Origin of the sequence: Flagellimonas sp. 389 (assembly GCF_018449435.1) — a bacterium.
Taxonomy (GTDB): Bacteria; Bacteroidota; Bacteroidia; order Flavobacteriales; family Flavobacteriaceae; genus Flagellimonas.
Window position 1 is genome coordinate 18,180 of record NZ_JAHCMU010000004.1, and the last position, 19,355, is coordinate 37,534.

16 protein-coding genes and 1 tRNA gene are annotated in these 19,355 nt (G+C 39.1%); 14 read left to right on the forward strand and 3 right to left on the reverse strand.

The window, feature by feature from the left end; all coding sequences use genetic code 11:
* Positions 1 to 156 precede the first annotated feature (156 nt).
* From KIM67_RS04560 to KIM67_RS04580, 5 genes are all read left to right on the forward strand, one after another.
* On the forward strand, positions 157 to 3,177 hold the full coding sequence (locus tag KIM67_RS04560) for a TonB-dependent receptor (RefSeq protein ID WP_213830182.1): 3,021 nt from the start codon (positions 157 to 159) through the stop codon (positions 3,175 to 3,177).
* An 11-nt stretch (positions 3,178 to 3,188) separates the two neighbouring features.
* Positions 3,189 to 4,604: a RagB/SusD family nutrient uptake outer membrane protein gene (locus tag KIM67_RS04565; RefSeq protein WP_213830183.1), complete on the forward strand. Its 1,416-nt coding sequence runs from the start codon at positions 3,189 to 3,191 to the stop codon at positions 4,602 to 4,604.
* 78 nt (positions 4,605 to 4,682) lie between these two features.
* Positions 4,683 to 5,393, forward strand: a complete 711-nt coding sequence (locus tag KIM67_RS04570) for a hypothetical protein (RefSeq protein WP_213830184.1) — start codon at positions 4,683 to 4,685, stop codon at positions 5,391 to 5,393.
* A gap of 78 nt (positions 5,394 to 5,471) precedes the next feature.
* Entirely contained in the window at positions 5,472 to 5,882 is a 411-nt protein-coding gene (locus KIM67_RS04575) for a 6-carboxytetrahydropterin synthase (protein ID WP_213830185.1), read from the forward strand.
* A gap of 32 nt (positions 5,883 to 5,914) precedes the next feature.
* Positions 5,915 to 5,989 (forward strand) — tRNA-Val (locus KIM67_RS04580).
* An 11-nt stretch (positions 5,990 to 6,000) separates the two neighbouring features.
* Here the strand turns inward: KIM67_RS04580 and KIM67_RS04585 are convergent.
* The 3 genes from KIM67_RS04585 to gldJ all read right to left on the reverse strand — a co-directional run bounded on the left by KIM67_RS04585 (position 6,001) and on the right by gldJ (position 9,445).
* Positions 6,001 to 6,372 carry a thiol-disulfide oxidoreductase DCC family protein gene (locus KIM67_RS04585; RefSeq protein WP_213830186.1) on the reverse strand — a complete coding sequence of 124 codons (372 nt, stop codon included), beginning with the start codon at positions 6,370 to 6,372 and terminating at the stop codon, positions 6,001 to 6,003.
* 79 nt (positions 6,373 to 6,451) lie between these two features.
* Positions 6,452 to 7,726 carry a UDP-N-acetylmuramoyl-tripeptide--D-alanyl-D-alanine ligase gene (gene murF, locus KIM67_RS04590; protein WP_213830187.1) on the reverse strand — a complete coding sequence of 425 codons (1,275 nt, stop codon included), beginning with the start codon at positions 7,724 to 7,726 and terminating at the stop codon, positions 6,452 to 6,454.
* Positions 7,727 to 7,789: 63 nt separating this feature from the next.
* Positions 7,790 to 9,445: a gliding motility lipoprotein GldJ gene (gldJ, locus tag KIM67_RS04595; RefSeq protein ID WP_213830188.1), complete on the reverse strand. Its 1,656-nt coding sequence runs from the start codon at positions 9,443 to 9,445 to the stop codon at positions 7,790 to 7,792.
* A gap of 403 nt (positions 9,446 to 9,848) precedes the next feature.
* Between gldJ and porV the strand changes: the two genes are divergently transcribed.
* The 9 genes from porV to KIM67_RS04640 all read left to right on the forward strand — a co-directional run bounded on the left by porV (position 9,849) and on the right by KIM67_RS04640 (position 19,350).
* The gene (gene porV, locus KIM67_RS04600) at positions 9,849 to 10,994 is read left to right on the forward strand and encodes a type IX secretion system outer membrane channel protein PorV (RefSeq protein WP_213830189.1); all 1,146 of its coding nucleotides are present in this window, start codon (positions 9,849 to 9,851) and stop codon (positions 10,992 to 10,994) included.
* A 76-nt stretch (positions 10,995 to 11,070) separates the two neighbouring features.
* Entirely contained in the window at positions 11,071 to 11,562 is a 492-nt protein-coding gene (gene cdd, locus KIM67_RS04605; protein ID WP_213830190.1) for a cytidine deaminase, read from the forward strand.
* 81 nt (positions 11,563 to 11,643) lie between these two features.
* Positions 11,644 to 12,642, forward strand: a complete 999-nt coding sequence (gene pdhA / locus KIM67_RS04610) for a pyruvate dehydrogenase (acetyl-transferring) E1 component subunit alpha (RefSeq protein WP_213830191.1) — start codon at positions 11,644 to 11,646, stop codon at positions 12,640 to 12,642.
* A gap of 4 nt (positions 12,643 to 12,646) precedes the next feature.
* Positions 12,647 to 14,296 (forward strand): pyruvate dehydrogenase complex dihydrolipoamide acetyltransferase, encoded by a 1,650-nt coding sequence (locus tag KIM67_RS04615; RefSeq protein ID WP_213830192.1) that lies wholly within the window; start codon positions 12,647 to 12,649, stop codon positions 14,294 to 14,296.
* Between the two features lie 120 nt (positions 14,297 to 14,416).
* A complete protein-coding gene (locus KIM67_RS04620; RefSeq protein ID WP_213830193.1) occupies positions 14,417 to 15,457 on the forward strand; it encodes a M20/M25/M40 family metallo-hydrolase in 1,041 nt (346 codons plus the stop codon).
* A gap of 48 nt (positions 15,458 to 15,505) precedes the next feature.
* On the forward strand, positions 15,506 to 16,183 hold the full coding sequence (locus KIM67_RS04625) for an SDR family oxidoreductase (RefSeq protein WP_213830194.1): 678 nt from the start codon (positions 15,506 to 15,508) through the stop codon (positions 16,181 to 16,183).
* A 21-nt stretch (positions 16,184 to 16,204) separates the two neighbouring features.
* Complete coding sequence (locus KIM67_RS04630) at positions 16,205 to 16,810, forward strand: SprT-like domain-containing protein (RefSeq protein ID WP_213830195.1); 606 nt, start codon at positions 16,205 to 16,207, stop codon at positions 16,808 to 16,810.
* 5 nt (positions 16,811 to 16,815) lie between these two features.
* Entirely contained in the window at positions 16,816 to 17,895 is a 1,080-nt protein-coding gene (locus KIM67_RS04635; RefSeq protein WP_213830196.1) for a mannose-1-phosphate guanylyltransferase, read from the forward strand.
* Positions 17,896 to 17,898: 3 nt separating this feature from the next.
* Entirely contained in the window at positions 17,899 to 19,350 is a 1,452-nt protein-coding gene (locus KIM67_RS04640) for a DUF389 domain-containing protein (RefSeq protein ID WP_213830197.1), read from the forward strand.
* The last annotated feature ends 5 nt before the right edge of the window (positions 19,351 to 19,355 follow it).

Below are 19,355 nucleotides of genomic sequence, written 5' to 3' on the forward strand. Positions count from 1 at the left end.
GGTGAGATGCCTTGCTACCATTATAAATAGAAACTTTTCATTAAGTTTTGTTTTCGTACTAGGGAGTATTATTTGAATTAGCTATCAAACTCGTTCTCCCGCCTTCCTTTCTCAGTTGCGCTAACTCATTTAATTACTAACAAAACTTTTAACTCTATGAAAGTAAAAAAGCTATTGGGGATGCTCGTGGTCATGTTGTTTTTTATGACATCCGCACAATCTCAAGAAAAAACAATTACAGGTACGATAACCGATCAGACGGGAGTACCACTGCCTGGTGTCAATATTGTTGTTCAGGGAACGTCAAACGGCACGCAGTCAGATTTTGATGGTTTTTACACCATTAATGCCGATGTAGGACAAATTTTGGTCTATACCTACTTGGGACAAAGAACAATTCAACGCACCATAGGCAGTCAAAATACGATTGATATCCAAATGGAAGAAGATGCCTCCCAGTTGGAAGAAGTAGTGGTAATCGGTTATGGTAATCAAGAAGAAAGAAAAATAATCCAGAATCTTGGTATTGTAAAAGAAGAGGCCATTGAAAATCTTCAAGTGGTTTCTGCAGACCAATTATTACAAGGACAAAGCGCAGGTACACAAATTGTAAATGCTTCCGGTGTTTTGGGATCTGCTGCTGTTATTCGAGTAAGAGGTGTCAACTCTATAAACTCAGGGAGTCAGCCTTTGATCGTTATTGATGGGGTTCCGGTTACGGACACCGAAGGCAATACCTTGAATAGGGGCGGTAATACGGATATCAACCCACTTTCCTTCGTAAATCCAAATGATATAGAATCCCTAACGGTATTAAAAGATGCTGGGGCGACCTCAATTTATGGATCTAGGGGTGCTAATGGGGTTATCTTGATTACAACAAAAAAAGGTAGACGTAATTCCAAGGCACAATTAACATTGGATGTGAGCACGCAATTCACAGAATCAACCGATGTGCCAGATATTCTAAGTGCAGATGAGTTCAGACAATGGAAATCCGAAATTGCTACTATCCAAAATGGCACTCCGACTTCCCCAGAAGATTTAGGACTAGGTGCTATTGGGTCTGGTGGAACGGATTGGTTGGCAGGTGTGCAACGTACAGGAGTATCACAAAATTATAATTTAGGTGTACGTGGTGGCGGAGAAAAGACGTCCTATTTCTTTGGATTGGATTTTCAAGATGCACAAGGTTTTGTCATAGGCAACGATCAACAACGTACAGGGGCCAGAATAAATATAGATTCTGATGTTACCAACTGGTTAAAAGCTGGAATGAACTTGGGAATTACGAATAACCGTCTCGCCCGGGTTTTTGTGGAAAATGAAATTGATGCTCCTTTTACAACTGCCTTTTTACAAAGTCCGGTAGTACGTGCATTTGATGATGAAGGCAACTTTTTACAATCTGGATCTTTTATCCCTAACATATTTGCTAGGGTTGCTTTGGATGATAGGGAACTTAAGACCTTTAGGGTCATTGGTAATGCATTTACCGAAATCACTCCTTTTGAAGGACTTACTTGGCGTTCAGAATTTGGTATGGATTGGCTAAGTGTTGAAGAAACTACAAGGGAAGCCGAATTTAATACCCCCGGTGGCCTAGGACAAGTAGTGAGTGTTAGGGAAGAAAGATGGTTGACCAACCAAACCCTTAACTATACGCCAACGCTAGGTGAAGATCACAGTCTAAACGTATTATTGGGACTGAACTACGAAGAAACCCTAAGAACAAGGTTGAATGTAACATCCACAGGATTTCTAACGGATGGACTTAGAAATTTAGGTTCAGGTTCAACACCTGCCGTGTTGAACGGAGACCGTTTCCCGTCGCGATTGTTTGGGCTTTTCTCAAGAGCTTCCTATGACTACAAAGGAAGGTACTTGGTAGAAGGTTCCCTTAGGCGAGATGGTTCATCTAGATTCGGAGTCAATAACCGTTTTGGATACTTCTGGTCGGTTGCTGCAGGGTGGATTGTTTCTGATGAGGCTTTTATGGATTCCGTGTCTTTTATAGATTATCTGTCCCTACGTGCTAGTATTGGAACAGTTGGAAATGACAGATTGGGTACTTTTCCTTCATTGGGCTTATTTAATGCTGGAGGATTTGGTGATTACAATGGTGAATCTGGTGTAGTTCCAAATCAACCACCAAATCCAGATTTAAAATGGGAGGAAAGTGAAACCTTGGACATCGGTTTAAAATCTACGTTTTTAGCGGGGCGATTAAATTTCAATGTGTCTTACTTTAAAAAGACCACTAGCGACTTGCTGTTGAACCAAGTGCTTCCTCCACAAACCGGACTTCGATTCATCAGTAGGAATATTGGAGAATTGGAAAATAAAGGCTGGGAGTTTGATGTAAGCAGCATCAATGTGTTGACCGAAAACTTTGAGTGGAGGACTAGTTTCAATATCACAACAATAGAGAATACAATAACTCAGCTGAATGAGGATGCCGCTACCGATGCACAGGGAAGAAGAATTATTGATGGTCCTATACAAAGGGCAATTGAAGGGGAGTCCTTGAATAATTTCTTCTTGATCAGGTATGTTGGGGTCAATTCACAAACCGGTGATGCCGAATGGTTGGATGCGGATGGAAATATTACAACAACACCCAATTCTGGAGATCGTGTTGTAACGGGAAGTCCTTTACCAGATTTTTCCGGAGGTATGACGAACACGTTCCGCTATAAGGATTTTGACTTATCAGTGCTGATGAACTATTCCTATGGAAACGATGTTGTGATTGATGGATTGCGATTTGCCGATGGTGCAGATGCAATAGGTGGGATAGTCAATGTTAGAAAACAGAACTTGAACATTTGGAGGCAACCCGGGGATAATGCTTTTCTGCCGAGTCCCAACAGTTCAACCTTCAATCCTTTTAACCAGCGTTCCACACAGCAGCAATTGGATGCATCGTATTTACGTATCAAAAATGTGACGTTAGGTTACAACATGCCCAGTGAAACTTTGGAGAAATTGGGAGGATTGTTTTCTGGTGTACGGTTCTACGCCACAGCCACGAATCTGTTTACGCTCAAAAAAGATGAAATGGATGGGATAGACCCAGAAGTTACGGATGATATCGACCCAAGGTTTCAGGGAGAATCTTTCTTTACCGCACCGCAGGCTAAATCATACTTAATAGGAGCAAGACTAACCTTTTAATTATAATAGAAATGAAAATATATAAAATAATCATATTTTTCTTGGGCATGGGTATTTTCCTTTCATGCGAAGACCGTTTGAACGTAGCACCCGAGGATAGTGTAGAAATAGCAACTGTTTTTGATACCCGAGGGTCTATAAACGGAGCAGTTGTTGGTATTTATAGTAAAAATCAAAGTGGTGACTTAAATGGTAATCCACAATTGATTTCAGATTTTATGGCCGATGATGTGAATTTTGTAGGGAGCTTTACGAGTTTGCAGGAAATAGACCAATATGAAACATTGGCTACCAATACGACCATAGATAATATTTGGCTGGATGGGTATGAACTTATTGGAGCGGCGAATAATATCATTGTAAATCTTCCAGATGTCGACTTATTGGATTTGTCCGAAGAAGAAAAAGCACAGTTTATTGGCGAGGCCAAATTTTTAAGAGCGTTGACTTATTTTCAATTGGTAAACCTTTTTGCACAACCGTTTCAGTTTAACGGAGGAAGTAATTTAGGGGTTCCATTGGTGCTTACGCCCTATGCCCCAGAAGTGGCTATTTCAGAATTTCAGTTGGAACGCTCTACGGTCAGTGAAGTACATGCTTTAATAGAACAAGATCTTTTGGATGCCGTTTCAAGTTTACCGGAAGATAATGGAGAACGTGCCGAAGTAGGTGCTGCAAGGGGGCTTCTAGCAAGATTTTACCTATATCGGGAAGATTGGGCAAATGCTGCCACTTTTGCTGACCAGGTAATCAGTTCTGGAGAATATGCTTTGGTACCCGATTTTGATTTTTATGATGATAACCCAACATCTCCCGAAAATATTTTCTCGGTAATCAATACCCCTACAGATGGACCACAGGATGAATCTGTGCCAGGATCTGATGAAGTATACGTAAACTTTTATAACGCCGCTCCCGGTGGAAGAGGCGATGCGCCGTTCAGTCAAGATTTATTGGACGCGTTTGCTGCAGAACCTGGAGATCGTAGGTTTGATGAATTGTCTGTATCGGCAACTGATGCTGGGGGAAACGATACTTTTTTTACATCAAAATATCCAGATATTGTTAACAACGCATCTGATGGTATGGTTCTGCGTATGGCCGATATGTACCTGATGCGGGCAGAAGCAAATTTAAGAGGAGGTACTGCTATAGGAGATACTCCTTTAAATGATGTGAATGCAGTGAGAACTAGAGCCGGCTTGGCTGACTTGGCAACTGTGGATTTGGATGCTATTCTTTTAGAAAGAAGGAAAGAGTTTTGTTTTGAAGGGTTGCGAAGAATGGATCTTCTAAGAAACGATAGGAACTTACGCCCAGATGGTGGAGCGGCGTCCGCTCCTGGAGCAGACAAGGTTATTTTTCCTATTGTGGATGATGAGCTCACCAATAATCCCAACATCACGCAAAATCCAGGAAATTTTTAAGATAAATAACTGACCGTGAAGATGAAACCATCATTTGTAAAATGCTTATGATGGTTTCTCTTGTTTAATTTACATAACATGATAAGAAAAACAGTTTTCTCAGCTTTGGCCATACTTTTTTTAATGGGGATGGTGAATGGTCAAGTAACCCAACCGGGAACTGCACAGTTGAACGAGCTCGAATTTTTTATACAGTTGAATAATCCAAAATATGATGGAGTAGAAGGGTCAAAATATCTTTTTGAAGAATTTGTGCCCGCTAAGATCAATACTATCCAGAAATCTTATTTGGTCCGTTTTGACATCTTGGAGAATACAATAGAAGTCAAAAAAGACAAGGACGAAATCATTGGGTTGTCTAAAAAAACAGACTATACCATCAAACTTCTAGATGGCTCGGAACGAATATTTGAGACTAAAACTTTTTCAGATAAAAATGGGTATTCGGTCAAAGGAATCTTTGAGCAGCTATATGCAGATGATTTTTTTATATTGTTTGGGAAATCAAGAATAAAGTTTCAAAAAGCAAAACCGATGAAAAGTAGTTATGAGCAAGCTGTCCCAGCAAAATTTGTTCCTTTAGCAGATGCTTTTTACGTGTTTTTCTTAAAAGGTGAAAAATCAGGTAAGATGGTTAGGATTCCTCAAAAAAAGAAGGAACTTAAATCTTTTTTTGGAACTGAGGCATCAAAAATGGAAAAGTTTATGAAGCAAGAAAAACTTACATTCGATTCAAGGGAAGATTTGATTCAGACACTTAAGTTTTATTCTAGTTTAATAAAGCTTTAAATTTCTCGCGTGTTGAATAAGCCTTAGATTTTATGCAATCCCTTTTTTTGAAGAATAGGCTTTTCCTATTTTTGTAGAATGATTGCTACCATTTGCAGAAAAGCCCATTTCAATGCAGCGCACAGGCTGCACAATCCTAATTGGAGCGATGCCAAAAACGTTGAGGTTTTTGGTAAGTGCAATAGTCCTCATTTTCACGGACATAATTTTGATTTAGAAGTTCGAATCAGAGGAGCGGTAAATCCGGATACAGGTTTTGTGATGGACTTGGCTGTTTTGGGAACACTTATCAAAGAAGAAGTAGAAAATCGATTCGATCATAAGAACCTGAACATTGATTGTCCAGAATTTGAAGGGGTCTTACCGACTACAGAATATTTTGTCAAAATAATTTATGACATCTTGAAGCCGAAGCTTCAAAAAGAGCAATTACTGCACATTACGCTACATGAAACACAAAAGAATTCGGCAGAATATGGAGATTGGTAACTTTTTTCCGATATTGCGGCACTTTTGGTATTGGGTCATTAGCTCAGTTGGTTTAGAGCGCTGCCTTGACAGGGCAGAGGTCACTGGTTCGAATCCAGTATGACCCACTTATTTCCCCCTAAAAACTTACAGTACAGGTTCTTGATTTTCCAAACCATTTAACGCGGTTTTTGGAGGCAAGGTTATAGATGGTATCCCTGATTATTCTGGGAACAAACGCTAGTAAAGCGGCCACCAATTTCCACTTGGGTATTTTTGCGATAATTTTTAGAAAACCATCAGAATGGGTATGTTTCCCGTTTTCATCAAAAAGGATTACAGTTTCCAACTGATCTGTTGAAAAGCCATGTTTTTGTAATAATTCCTGACCTGCGGGGGATTGAAAAGGAACAAAATGGAAGATGTCTTCAGGAGCAAACTTGAGTAACCAACCTACTACTCCATTGCAAAGGTTGCACTCCCCATCAAAAACGATAATACTTTTTTCCATGACCTAATGTACTGTTCAGGTGTTTGGTCGAGAAAAAACCGCGGTCATTTCAACAATGATTAGAAAAATCTATAAAATGTTACAGGAAGCCTAAAATACGCTCTAAGGCCATTCCTCGTGATCCTTTAATTAACAATGCTCCTTTGGTCAATGGTTTTTCTTTTAAGGACGCTTTAAAATCATCAAAAGATTTATACTTTTTATATGTGGTAGTCGTTTTGAAGAAGTTTTCGCCTACTAACATGACATTGTCAAATCCAATATTTTCTGCTAAATCAACTATTGCTTGATGCTCCTCTTCGGCTACGTCCCCAAGTTCGAACATATCACCAAGAACCAAAGTTTTCTGTCCAGCTTTAATGATTTCGAAGTTTTCCAATGCCACTTTCATACTGGATGGATTTGCATTATAGGCATCCAAAACAATTTTATAACCGTTCTTCTCAATAATTTGAGAGCGATTATTTTGTGGTTGATACGATTCAATGGCTTTTTTTATATCCTTTAAGGGAACATTGAAATATTTTCCCATAAGTATTGCAACACAACAATTTGAAAAATTGTATTTGCCCACAAGCTGTGTTTCTATTCTGATATCCTCCACTTCAATAATCACGAAAGGATTGGAATCGATAAACTTTATGTTATAGTACTGGTGGTTCTCCTTACTAAAACCTATTTTTTTCGGGTATGTCTTGAGCTTTTCCTGCTGTATGGGGTCGTCAGCGTTTAAAAAGACATGTTTGCCTTTGGATGTAAGGTAATCAAACAGCTCGCTTTTCCCTTTTATAACACCTTCCACACCTCCAAAACCTTCAAGATGCGCTTTGCCAAAGTTCGTGATATATCCAAAGTCCGGTTGTGCTATGTTACTCAAAAAGGCAATCTCTTTTTGGTGGTTGGCCCCCATTTCAACTATAGCTATTTCTGTGTCTTTCTCAATGGATAACAAGGTCAATGGTACACCTATATGATTGTTTAGATTTCCTTGAGTGGCAATGGTCTTGTATTTTTTTGAAAGGACTATGTTAATCAATTCTTTCGTTGTTGTTTTTCCATTGCTTCCGGTTAGGGAAATCACTTTTGTAGTGCTAAAATTTCTATGGAAAGTAGCAAGTTTTTGTAACGTTTCCAATGCATCATCGAACAGTAAACATCTTTCTGAGGTTTGGTAGTCCGCCTCATCAATTATGGTATAAGAAGCTCCATTTTTAATTGCTTCTGTAGCAAAGGTGTTTCCATTAAAATTTGGGCCCTTTAAGGCAAAGAACAAACAATTCTTGGTGATTTTTCTAGTATCTGTACAAACATTTGGGTAATCCAAAAAAAGGGAGTGCAGTTGTTCTAAGGTCATAAATCGAAGATAAAAAAAAGCCCTGATTTTTAGTCAGGGCTTTTAATAAATTATAATGAAATATTATTTTGCTTTTTTATGTCTAACCGTTTTGTTCTTAGTTTTAGATTTAGAACCAACCCTAGACATTGCACATCTGAATCCAATATCGTCTGTTGCCATATACTGTGGTAAGTACCTACGCTGGGCAGGATCTAACCAAAATGCCCTATCTCTCCAAGAACCACCTTTATAAACTCGTACTTCGTCATTGATAAGAGAAGTTCTGTAGTTAGAGGTATCATACTGACGAAGGATTTTGCCAGTGGAATCACGCTCTACTTTATGCTTGGGGGAATCATACATTTTTCTACCTTCAGATTCATCACTAAACCTTTCAAAGAACCTAGAGGAACCTGGGTCACCGTCTCTATATCCTCTATTATCGCTAGTGGAGAAGTTTGTGCGCAAATACGTTTCTTCTTCAGTTACAGGAACCATTTCGATTTCACCGGGTAAGTTCATGGCCACTATTTTTCCATTAGGTAGTGTATCATAAACAATATCATCACGTAAAACCTTTACCTTACCATCTTCGCCAATGGCTTTCTTCATGAAAACGTTTCCTCTGTAGTAATTAAAGTCACTTATCTCGTCATCAACGATTGGGCGATAGACATCAGCTACCCACTCAGATACGTTACCGGCCATTTCATAAAGACCAAAATCATTGGGCTTGTACGATTTTACCTGTGCGGTAATGTCCGCGCCGTCATCTGACCATCCTGCAATTCCGCCGTAATCACCTTTGGCCTGTTTAAAGTTTGCCAGTTGGTCTCCTCGACCTACACGCTGTCCATTTCTGGTGTAATCACCTTCCCATGGATATTTTTTTCTACCTCTGTAGTTGTTGTATTCTCTTGATCCAATCAAAGCCTGTGCTGCGTATTCCCACTCAGTTTCTGTTGGTAGTCTATACTCTGGCATAATAACACCGCTACTTCTTTTGGCAAACGTGCTGATAGAATCTTTCTTTTGCTTTCCTTGTAACGAGTCTATTTGACCTGCATAAACAGATTCAGGGTTGTTTAGATAAGCTTCGGTGCTGAATGTACCTTCAATTTCACCATTTAAGGCTTTGTATTTTGCATCTTCAGCTAAATACCCTTCTCTTTCCAACATGGCCTCGTTCACCCTATCAGTTCTCCACTCGGCGTACTGAGAAGCTTGGACCCAATTAACACCAACAACAGGATATTCTGCATATGCTGGATGCCTTAGATAGTTATTGGTCATGGTTTCATTAAAACCTAATCTGTTTCTCCAAACAAGTGTGTCCGGTAATGCACCATTATAAATGTTTTTATAATTTGGGTTTTCTGGAGGGTAAACTGCCTTCAGATAATCCAAATATTCCAAGTACATAACGTTGGTAACTTCGGTTTCATCCATATAGAATGACTGTACGTGCTGCTGTGTGGGCGTGTTGTTCCAGTCATGCATGATATCATCTTGAACCTTACCTTTGGTGAACGTTCCACCTTCAATAAATACAGTTCCAGGAGGAGTTTCTTGCTCTTTAAAGTCAGAGTTATATTGAAACCCACCTTCTTTGGCATTTATTTTCCATCCTGTGGCTCTCGAAACATTTTTCGAAGAAGAAGAGGAATTTTTACAACTAGAAAAACTTCCCACAATAATAGCGCAAGAAAGTACGACTTTAACAAAGTGTTTTTTCATAATTTGGGCTTGAGTACTTTAAAAATTAAGGGTTTAACCCTTAGTAACTTTAACTTGATTTTGATTTTTTAAAATCCTTCAATGGCATTAAAACGGTGTTTTGGCCATTATATTTTATGTGAATAAAAAGAATTGTTAAAAACCTTTTATGCACACAGCTTACAATCTAAACGTGACAGGATGTAAAATAGTATTCTTATTGATTAGTTTTAACGATAACAAATGGCATGGACTGCTTTGCTCTTTTATTATGGGCAAGCGTTTGTCTTAAAGGTTTGTGAAAAAAAAGCACTTCAATTACAAGAATTCTCTGAAATGTTCGTTTACATGTAATACGTTTAAGGATATTTTATAGTTTTAGGATATCGACGACCTCAATTTTACTAAACGATAAACGCTTAAAATGAAAAACTTACTAGTATTGGCTATATGTTTTACAATCGCCTCTCAAATAAGCGCACAACAAGAAAGAGTTATTACTACAGCAGTTCCCTTTTTGACCATTGCGGCAGACGCCAGGTCTTCGGGTATGGGTGATATGGGTGTAGCCACCTCTGCTGATGTATTCTCACAACAATGGAACCCGGCCAAGTTCGCTTTTGCAACCCAAAAGGCAGGAGTTGGTGTTAGTTATACGCCATATTTGGAAAGTATTGTTAACGATGTTTCCCTTTTAAATGCAAACTTCTACAACAAACTCAACGACCGTAGTGCCTTCGCTTTTAGTCTTCGTTATTTTGGTCTTGGCGAAATAGAGCTTCGCCAGACCATCGAGGAAGATGCTACTTTGGTCAAGCCTAATGAGTTTGCTTTTGATGGTTCCTACTCGCTAAAACTTAGTCAAACATTTTCTATGGCCGTAGGCGGGAGGTTTATCAGCTCAAATCTAAGATTTCAAGATGGTGTCCAAGATTCTCAGGCAGCCAACGCATTTGCTGTGGATATTGCAGGGTTTTATCGCTCAAGGGAAATTGCATATGAAAGTTTTAGTGGCCGTTGGAGAGCAGGTTTTAATATCTCTAACCTAGGAGGGTCTTTGCAATACGATGCCGGGGGTCAAGAAAACTTTTTGCCAACAAACCTGAAAATGGGTGTTGGCTTCGATTTTATTTTAGATCAGGACAATATTTTGGGACTGCATACAGAATTCAATAAGCTTTTGGTGCCAACGCCAAGAGATTTTAATGGTGATGGTGAAATAACAGCAGCGGATAATGATGAATACCAACAAATTCCCTTTTTTGATGGTGTATTTGAATCTTTTGGAGATGCTCCGGATGGATTCAGCGAGGAATTAAGGGAAATTACATGGGCACTTGGCGCCGAATATAAATACCGAGAGGCTTTTATGTTGCGTACAGGATACTTTAATGAAAATCAGGAAAAGGGAGCTAGACAGTTCTTTACTTTAGGTGCGGGATTCAAATTCAAGTCCGCTCAAATAGACCTTTCCTATTTATTCTCAACATCCCAAGTTCGTAATCCTTTGGAAAATACATTACGCTTTTCCCTTACCTTTAATTTTGGGGAAGAATTCTTGAATGACTAGATAAAACAATATAATTATAAAGAAAACCTGCTCATCAGCAGGTTTTCTTATTTTTGGTCAATACCTAAATAGCAGTATGAAGAAACAACATATTGGTTTTGAACTTACCATATTTAAAGATGTGGATGAACTGGCTTCGAAAGAGCAGCGACTCCTTCAAGTGGCCAAGGAAGCTAGGGAAAGTGCTTATGCCCCATATTCAAATTTTAAAGTAGGGGCCGCAGTTTTATTGGAAAATGGAGAAATTGTTATTGGAAACAATCAGGAAAATGCATCTTATCCTTCCGGTCTTTGTGCTGAACGTGTTGCTGTTTTTCAGGCAGGGGCAAGATACCCAGGGGTTGCTATTGTTTCAGTGGCAATAACCGCAACATCCAATGATTATGAAGTAACTGTCCCTGCTGGACCATGCGGTAGTTGTAGGCAAGCTATTATAGAGTATGAACAGCGGCAGAAAACATCTATTTCCTTGTTGCTGCGTGGTGAATCTGGACCAATATATAAATGCGAATCAGTGGCGGATATTTTGCCTTTGGCATTCAATAGTTCATTTTTAAGCGATTCTTAAACCAATTCTTTTTCCAAAACAGATATATATGTATTTTTGTTTTTCTTCAACACTGAAGAATTTCATATAATACAACCGTTAATGAAAAAAATCACCAAAGAAGTTTACCTAAAATGGTATGAGGACATGTTGTTCTGGAGAAAGTTCGAGGACAAACTTGCAGCAGTTTATATTCAACAAAAAGTTAGAGGTTTTCTTCACTTATACAATGGCCAAGAAGCTGTTTTGGCAGGTTCATTGCACGCAATGGATTTGACGAAGGATAGAATGATAACAGCTTACAGAAATCATGTTCAGCCCATTGGTATGGGTGTTGACCCAAAACGTGTGATGGCGGAGCTTTTTGGAAAGGTGACGGGCACCTCCAAAGGTATGGGGGGCTCCATGCACATTTTTTCCAAAGAACATCGATTCTATGGTGGCCATGGTATTGTGGGCGGACAAATCCCTTTAGGTGCCGGATTGGCGTTTGCCGACAAATATTTTAAAAGAGATGCGGTAACGCTCTGCTACATGGGAGATGGTGCCGTTCGACAAGGTTCTTTGCACGAGGCTTTTAATTTGGCTATGTTGTGGCAATTACCTGTGGTCTTTATTTGTGAGAATAATGGGTATGCTATGGGAACATCAGTGGCCAGAACATCATATTCAACAGATATTTGGAAACTAGGCTTGGGATACGAAATGCCTTGTGGTCCAGTAGATGGTATGGATCCTGCAATAGTGGCAAAAGAAGTGGATAAGGCAGTTGAACGAGCCCGTACAGGTGGCGGTCCAACTTTCTTGGAGATGAAGACCTATCGTTACAGAGGGCATTCAATGTCCGATGCACAACACTATCGTACCAAAGAAGAAGTTGAAGAATACAAAAAAATAGACCCAATAACCCAAATTAAAGAAGTCCTTCTTGAAAAAGGATATGCCTCTGAAGAGGAAATTAAAGAGATGGACAAAAGGGTAAAGGCATTGGTGTCCGAATGTGAGAAATTTGCGGAAGAGTCAGATTTTCCACCAATACAACAGATGTACGATACCGTATACGAACAAGAAGACTATCCATTTTTACAACATAAACTTTAAGTAAATGGCAGAAGTAATCAATATGCCCAGATTGAGTGATACCATGGAAGAGGGAACCGTGGCAAAGTGGCTCAAAAATGTAGGAGATAAAATAGAGGAAGGTGATATCTTGGCCGAAATAGAAACGGACAAGGCCACTATGGAGTTTGAATCCTTTCATGAGGGCACACTACTCCATATAGGTATACAGGAAGGAGACGGAGCACCGGTTGATTCACTTTTAGCAATTATTGGAGAAGATGGGGAAGACATTTCTGGATTGTTAAATGGAAGTGCTACGGAAGCGGAAAAAGCTTCCGAAGAACCACAAGCCACAAGCCAAGAACCAGAAGCAGCTGTTGCTACAGCTCCTACAGGGGGAGTTGTTCCCGAAGGTGTGGAAATTATAACAATGCCGCGCTTGAGTGATACTATGGAAGAAGGTACGGTAGCGTCTTGGTTAAAAAAAGTTGGAGATACTGTTGAAGAAGGAGATATTTTGGCTGAAATCGAAACGGATAAGGCCACAATGGAATTTGAGTCCTTTTATTCGGGAACGTTACTTTATATAGGTATTCAAGAAGGAGAATCCGCACCAGTGGATGAAGTCTTGGCAGTAATAGGACCAGAAGGTACAGATGTTGATGCTGTTCTTGGTGCATCTTCATCTGGGGCAAGTAATACAGAGAGTTCTTCCGAAACAGTGGAAGGCACAAAAGAAATAAATGCCTCAAAAGGCGAAGAACCTAAAGAGCCAGTTGCTTCAAAGAATGGGCAACGTATATTGGCATCGCCGTTAGCAAAGAAAATTGCCAGTGAAAAAGGTATAGATTTAACAGCCGTAAAAGGTTCTGGAGATTATGGAAGAATTGTAAAGCGTGATATTGAAAATTATCAACCTTCACAAGTTCCCGCTGCGGCTCCTTCTCCCAAAGAAGATAGTGCTGCTCCAACCGCTGTACCTCAACCTACAATGTACGTACCTGCAGGAGAGGAGTATACAGAAGAAGTTAAGAATTCTTCTATGCGAAAAGCAATTGCAAAGCATCTTGGTGCTTCTAAATTTTCCGCTCCGCATTTTTACCTGACTATAGAGGTCGATATGGAAAATGCGAAAGCTTCTCGCTCGCAAATCAATAATTTGCCCGACACAAAAGTTTCTTTTAACGATATGGTGTTAAAGGCTTGTGCAATGGCATTGAAAAAGCATCCACAAGTAAATACATCATGGACCGATGAAGCAACTATTTACAAAAAGCATATCCACATGGGAGTTGCAGTAGCAGTTGATGAAGGACTTGTAGTGCCTGTGGTAAAATTTGCTGACCAGCTTAGTTTAACCCAGTTGGGAACTGCTGTCAAAGATTTGGCAGGAAGGGCAAGGACCAAGAAGATAAAACCAGACGAAATGGAAGGTAGTACCTTTACGGTTTCTAATTTGGGAATGTTCGGAATATTGGAATTTACCTCTATCATCAACAAACCAAACTCTTCAATTCTTTCTGTTGGGGCCATTGTGGAAAAACCAGTGGTCAAAAATGGAGAAATTGTCGTAGGCAGTACGATGAAAGTCACTTTGGCCTGTGACCACAGAACCGTTGACGGTGCTGTTGGCGCGCAGTTCCTACAGACGTTAAGGGCATATTTGGAAAATCCGGTTACTATGCTGGCTTAGTTAATGTAAACTGGCTTTTTATGCCGAGTTTATCGAAGCAGAGTATATAAACAATATCATACGGAAGCATCCTTTTAAAGGATGCTTTTTTTATCTTTAAAAATCAAAATAAGCATCAAAATGAGTAAAATTCTTAGTTTTTTTGGAATACTGGTATTAATGAATTGTGGTTCTACACAAATGGTCGAGACTAAAAATGTTCCTGACCAAGCAAACCCAGGTGGCCCAGAAGGTGTTAAAGGAAGTGTAGTTGAAGAAGTTCCAAAAGGGGTAAACGCTGTTGGTACAGAACTAGGTTTTACTGATGCCGAACGAGTAGGTGATATTATGAAGTATTTGGCATCTGATGATCTTAAAGGAAGAGATTCAGGTAGCGAAGGAATTGAAATAGCTGCAAAATATATAGAGAACTATTTAAAATCTTATCAAGTAGCTCCCTATTTTGATACGTATCGAGATACACTTTCCAATTACAAAAAAACTTCCTATAACATTGTTGGCATAGTTGAAGGAAGTGACCCGGTTCTTAAGGATGAGTATATTCTGGTTGGGGCACATTATGATCATATAGGAATCATAAAAATTGAAAACGGAGACGCTATTGCCAATGGAGCAAATGATAATGCATCGGGAACAACTGCAGTTATGGAACTTGCTCGTTACTTTGGAAAGAACAGAACCAATAAAAGAAGTCTGATTTTCGTCTTGTTCAGTGCCGAAGAAAAGGGACTTCTAGGTTCAAAACATTTAGCAAAAAAGCTCAAGGAACAAGAACTTAACCTTTACACTATGTTGAATTTTGAGATGATCGGTGTTCCACTTCTTGGGAAAGATTATTTAGTGTATGCTACAGGATATAAGAAGTCCAATTTTGCTGATGTGAATAATAAATATGCAGGTGAAAATCTTGTAGGTTACCTTCAAAGGGCCAGGGAATATGGTTTATTTCAACGTTCCGATAATTATCCTTTCTATCAAGAATTCGGAGTGCCATGCCATACCTATTGTACTTTTGATTTCACCAATTTTGAATATTATCATAAGGTAGGTGATGAAGTAGAAGAAATGGATTTTGATCATATGGCCACATTGATAAACAAAATGCTTCCTGTTGTAGAGAAGATTGCCAATGCTCCTATGAAAGAAATTAAGATGAATTAAATCTTATTGCCCTTATCTTAAATACTAAATCTAAAGCTGAAAACCGTTATGGCGAACATCATAATAACTGGAACAAGTAGGGGGATAGGTTATGAACTGGTACAATTGTTTGCCCAAGATGGCCATCAAGTTCTTGCCCTTTCGCGTAACGAAAGGCCTATTACAGCACTGAATATGCCTGGTGTAAGTAGTATGCCCTTTGATTTGTCCAATCCAGCGGATTTTAAGAAAATAACTGCCTTCCTTCAAGACTGGGATACTGTGGATGTGCTTATCAACAATGCGGGCAGTTTGTTGAACAAACCCTTTTTAGAAACTACCCAAGAAGAATTTGAAGCTGTATATAAAGTGAATGTATTTGGTGTAGCTGAGATAACCAAAACAGTACTGCCCAAAATGGGCAAAACAGGTCATGTGGTCACCGTTAGTTCCATGGGGGGCGTGCAAGGGAGTATGAAGTTTCCTGGACTTTCGGCATATAGTTCCAGTAAGGGCGCAGTGATTACGCTAACGGAACTTTGGGCTGAAGAATTTAAAGAAACTGGACCTAGTTTTAATGTTCTTGCTTTAGGGGCGGTGCAAACCGAAATGTTGGAAGAAGCTTTTCCAGGTTATAAGGCCCCAGTAACAGCAAAAGAAATGGCCACTTACATTAAGGACTTTTCATTGACTGGTCAAAAATTGTATAATGGAAAGTTGTTGCAAATAAGTAATAGTACTCCGTAGATTAATCTTAAATTTAGTCCTGTGAGTACCACGTTACAAAAATATTTGCCAGAACGTGCGGTTGGACCATGTTTTAGTTTGATAGAACAGCATGGGGTGCATTTAAAAATTGTAAATCACAGGGTAACACGTCATGGTGATTACAGGAAAATGCCTAATGGATTACATCAAATTACTGTAAATGCCTCCCTGAATAAATATCGATTTTTAATTACATTGATTCATGAAATCGCACACCTAGTGGCATTCGAGAAACATGGTCGTTATATAAAACCCCATGGATTGGAATGGAAACGAACATTTCAACATTTGATGATTCCCTTCATTCGTCCAGAAATTTTTCCTTCTAAACTTTTACCAATATTGGCCAATCATTTTAAAAATCCCAAGGCCAGTAGTAGTACCGATGCTAAATTGTCCATTGCTTTAAAGGCATTCGATGAAACAGATAATAAGGGGAACACTTATGTTTTTGAACTACCTTTTGGGAGTACATTTCGCTTGTACAATGGAAAGCTATTTAAAAAAGGTGAAAAAAGAATAAAACGATACGAATGTGTGGAATTGGGTACTGGAAAAGTATATTTGTTCCAGCCCAACGCAGAAGTTGAACTGATCAAAGACTAAAACAAATGAACCAAAATTATTACGCAGTGCTAATGGCAGGAGGAGTAGGTTCCCGCTTTTGGCCAGTAAGCACTTCTTCCAACCCCAAACAGTTTCATGACATGTTGGGAACAGGAAAAACCTTGATTCAAAAAACTTTTGATAGACTGAATAAATTCATTCCTACGGAGAATATTCTAATTCTTACCAATGAACGTTACAACGGATTGGTTCTGGAACAATTGCCCCAAGTAAAGCAAGAACAAGTGGTTTTAGAACCTGCCATGCGAAATACGGCACCCTGTATTCTTTATGCTTCCTTAAAAATTAAAAAAATGAATCCAAATGCCGTAATGATTGTTGCGCCGAGTGATCATTGGATTGAGGATGAAGATGCTTTTGAAAGGGATGTAACTGCATGCTTTGACAAATGCGGGCAAGAAGATGTACTATGTACACTTGGTATTCAGCCTACATTTCCCAATACAGGTTTCGGATATATCGAGTTTGAAAAGGAAGATAAAAACCCAATTAAAAAAGTGTCTCAATTCAGGGAAAAACCTGATTATGAGACGGCCAAAGAATTTCTGGAACAAGGTAATTTTCTATGGAATGCAGGTATATTTATGTGGAGCGTCAATACAATCGTGAATGCTTTTAAACGATACCAAAAAAATCAATATGAATTATTTGAGTCGGGATATGGGGTGTACAACACCGCTAGTGAACAGATGTATATCAATGAAAATTACCCAAAAGCAGAAAACATATCGATAGATTACGCTATATTGGAGCGTTCAGAATCTATATTTACACTCCCCGCTACTTTCGATTGGAATGATTTGGGTACATGGGGAGCATTATACGATAAACTGGATAAAGACGATGAAAGGAACGCCACAGTCAATAGTAAGACATTGCTTCAAGATGCCAAAGGCAATATGATAAGGTCCGAAAAAGGCAAGGTAGTCGTAATAGATGGATTGGAAGATTATATCATTGTGGATAAAGAAGAGGTACTGCTTATTTATCCTAAATCCAAGGAACAGGACATCAAAAAAGTTCTTGGTCAAGTAAAAGATAAATATGGTGATCAGTTTGCATAAGTTATGAGTGAACATTTATTTGGTAGTGAAACGCCCAATCAAGATAGTGGAGATGAGGTAAAAAAAGACCTAAAGGGTCTTCTTGCCAGTGTAAGAAAGTTTCTCTCTGAACTTTTAGAGATACGTTCCAATACAGATGCGGCGGCAACCAAAGAATCCATAATCGCAGATATTCCTTTTAAAGGCCATACGTCTTGGATTTTAATTTGTTCCATATTTATAGCTTCCATAGGATTGAATGCCAATTCTACGGCCGTTGTTATCGGAGCCATGTTAATTTCTCCTTTGATGGGACCAATTTTAGGTATGGGCCTATCCTTGGCAATTAATGATATAGATACGTTGCGTAGATCCCTCAAGAACTTTACCGTAATGGTAGTCTTGAGTGTATTCACTGCTTTTTTGTTTTTCTATCTATTTCCACTCCGTGATGAATCATCAGAGCTTTTGGCAAGAACCAAACCGGATATTCGAGATGTTTTGATTGCCTTTTTTGGAGGACTGGCCTTGGTCATAGCCAGAGCAAAAAAAGGAACCATTGCCAGTGTTATCTTTGGGGTTGCCATTGCTACGGCACTTATGCCACCGCTTTGTACCGTAGGTTTTGGCTTGGCCATAGGAAAATTAGAATATGCGTGGGGGGCAATGTATTTGTTCATCATTAATACTATGTTTATTGGTTTGGCGACATTTTTGGTCATCAAGTTCTTACGATTTCCGATGGTGCGATATGCCAATTCCCAAAAACGTCGCTTTATTGCTCGAATGGCATCTATAACTGGAATTGCGGTTATGATTCCAGCAGGTTTCACCTTTTATCAGGTCTTTCAAGAATCACTTTTTAAAAAGCAGGCACAGGAATTTTTAAAAGATACTATTGAAGTATATCAGTTTAATTCCTCTGGACGTTATGTGGATAATCTAACAAAAATCCAGTATGTAGATGATGGGACCTCTTTGATAGAACTTGTTTGTATGGGCGATGAATTGATTCCCGATAACGTTATCAATACATGGCGAGCCCAAAAAAATGAGTTTTCTAGACTGAAAGATGCCGAATTTAGGGTTTTACAAGGTGGAAGGGATGACTCGGAAGAGAAATTCAACTATGTAAGCGAACTTTATGAACGAAATAAGGCTGATTTGCTCACTAAGGATGAACAAATACGCCTATTGGAGGCTGAGCTGGCCCATTTAACCAAAAATGCTGAAAAACAAATTCCGTTCAAAAATGTGAGCGCAGAGGCTAAAGCGAATTATAATAACATAGCCGGTTTGGGGTTCTCCTATCAGATACAAACCGATTTTAATAAATTGGATACTGTTCCCATTTTTGAAATTAAATGGAAAGATGGGATAAAACGAAACCAGAAAGAAGCTGACTCTAAGAAAATAGAAACTTGGTTAAAACTTCGACTTCAAGACTCTACGATTGTGGTTAAAGAAGTAAACTAGTTGTT

Excerpts from the sequence above, each read along its gene's own strand:
- KIM67_RS04560 (WP_213830182.1), top strand. The coding sequence starts at position 157 with ATGAAAGTAAAAAAGCTATTGGGGATGCTCGTGGTCATGTTGTTTTTT.
- KIM67_RS04565 (WP_213830183.1), top strand. The coding sequence starts at position 3,189 with ATGAAAATATATAAAATAATCATATTTTTCTTGGGCATGGGTATTTTC.
- KIM67_RS04570 (WP_213830184.1), top strand. The coding sequence starts at position 4,683 with ATGATAAGAAAAACAGTTTTCTCAGCTTTGGCCATACTTTTTTTAATG.
- KIM67_RS04575 (WP_213830185.1), top strand. The coding sequence starts at position 5,472 with ATGATTGCTACCATTTGCAGAAAAGCCCATTTCAATGCAGCGCACAGG.
- KIM67_RS04585 (WP_213830186.1), bottom strand. The coding sequence starts at position 6,372 with ATGGAAAAAAGTATTATCGTTTTTGATGGGGAGTGCAACCTTTGCAAT.
- murF (WP_213830187.1), bottom strand. The coding sequence starts at position 7,726 with ATGACCTTAGAACAACTGCACTCCCTTTTTTTGGATTACCCAAATGTT.
- gldJ (WP_213830188.1), bottom strand. The coding sequence starts at position 9,445 with ATGAAAAAACACTTTGTTAAAGTCGTACTTTCTTGCGCTATTATTGTG.
- porV (WP_213830189.1), top strand. The coding sequence starts at position 9,849 with ATGAAAAACTTACTAGTATTGGCTATATGTTTTACAATCGCCTCTCAA.
- cdd (WP_213830190.1), top strand. The coding sequence starts at position 11,071 with ATGAAGAAACAACATATTGGTTTTGAACTTACCATATTTAAAGATGTG.
- pdhA (WP_213830191.1), top strand. The coding sequence starts at position 11,644 with ATGAAAAAAATCACCAAAGAAGTTTACCTAAAATGGTATGAGGACATG.
- KIM67_RS04615 (WP_213830192.1), top strand. The coding sequence starts at position 12,647 with ATGGCAGAAGTAATCAATATGCCCAGATTGAGTGATACCATGGAAGAG.
- KIM67_RS04620 (WP_213830193.1), top strand. The coding sequence starts at position 14,417 with ATGAGTAAAATTCTTAGTTTTTTTGGAATACTGGTATTAATGAATTGT.
- KIM67_RS04625 (WP_213830194.1), top strand. The coding sequence starts at position 15,506 with ATGGCGAACATCATAATAACTGGAACAAGTAGGGGGATAGGTTATGAA.
- KIM67_RS04635 (WP_213830196.1), top strand. The coding sequence starts at position 16,816 with ATGAACCAAAATTATTACGCAGTGCTAATGGCAGGAGGAGTAGGTTCC.
- KIM67_RS04640 (WP_213830197.1), top strand. The coding sequence starts at position 17,899 with ATGAGTGAACATTTATTTGGTAGTGAAACGCCCAATCAAGATAGTGGA.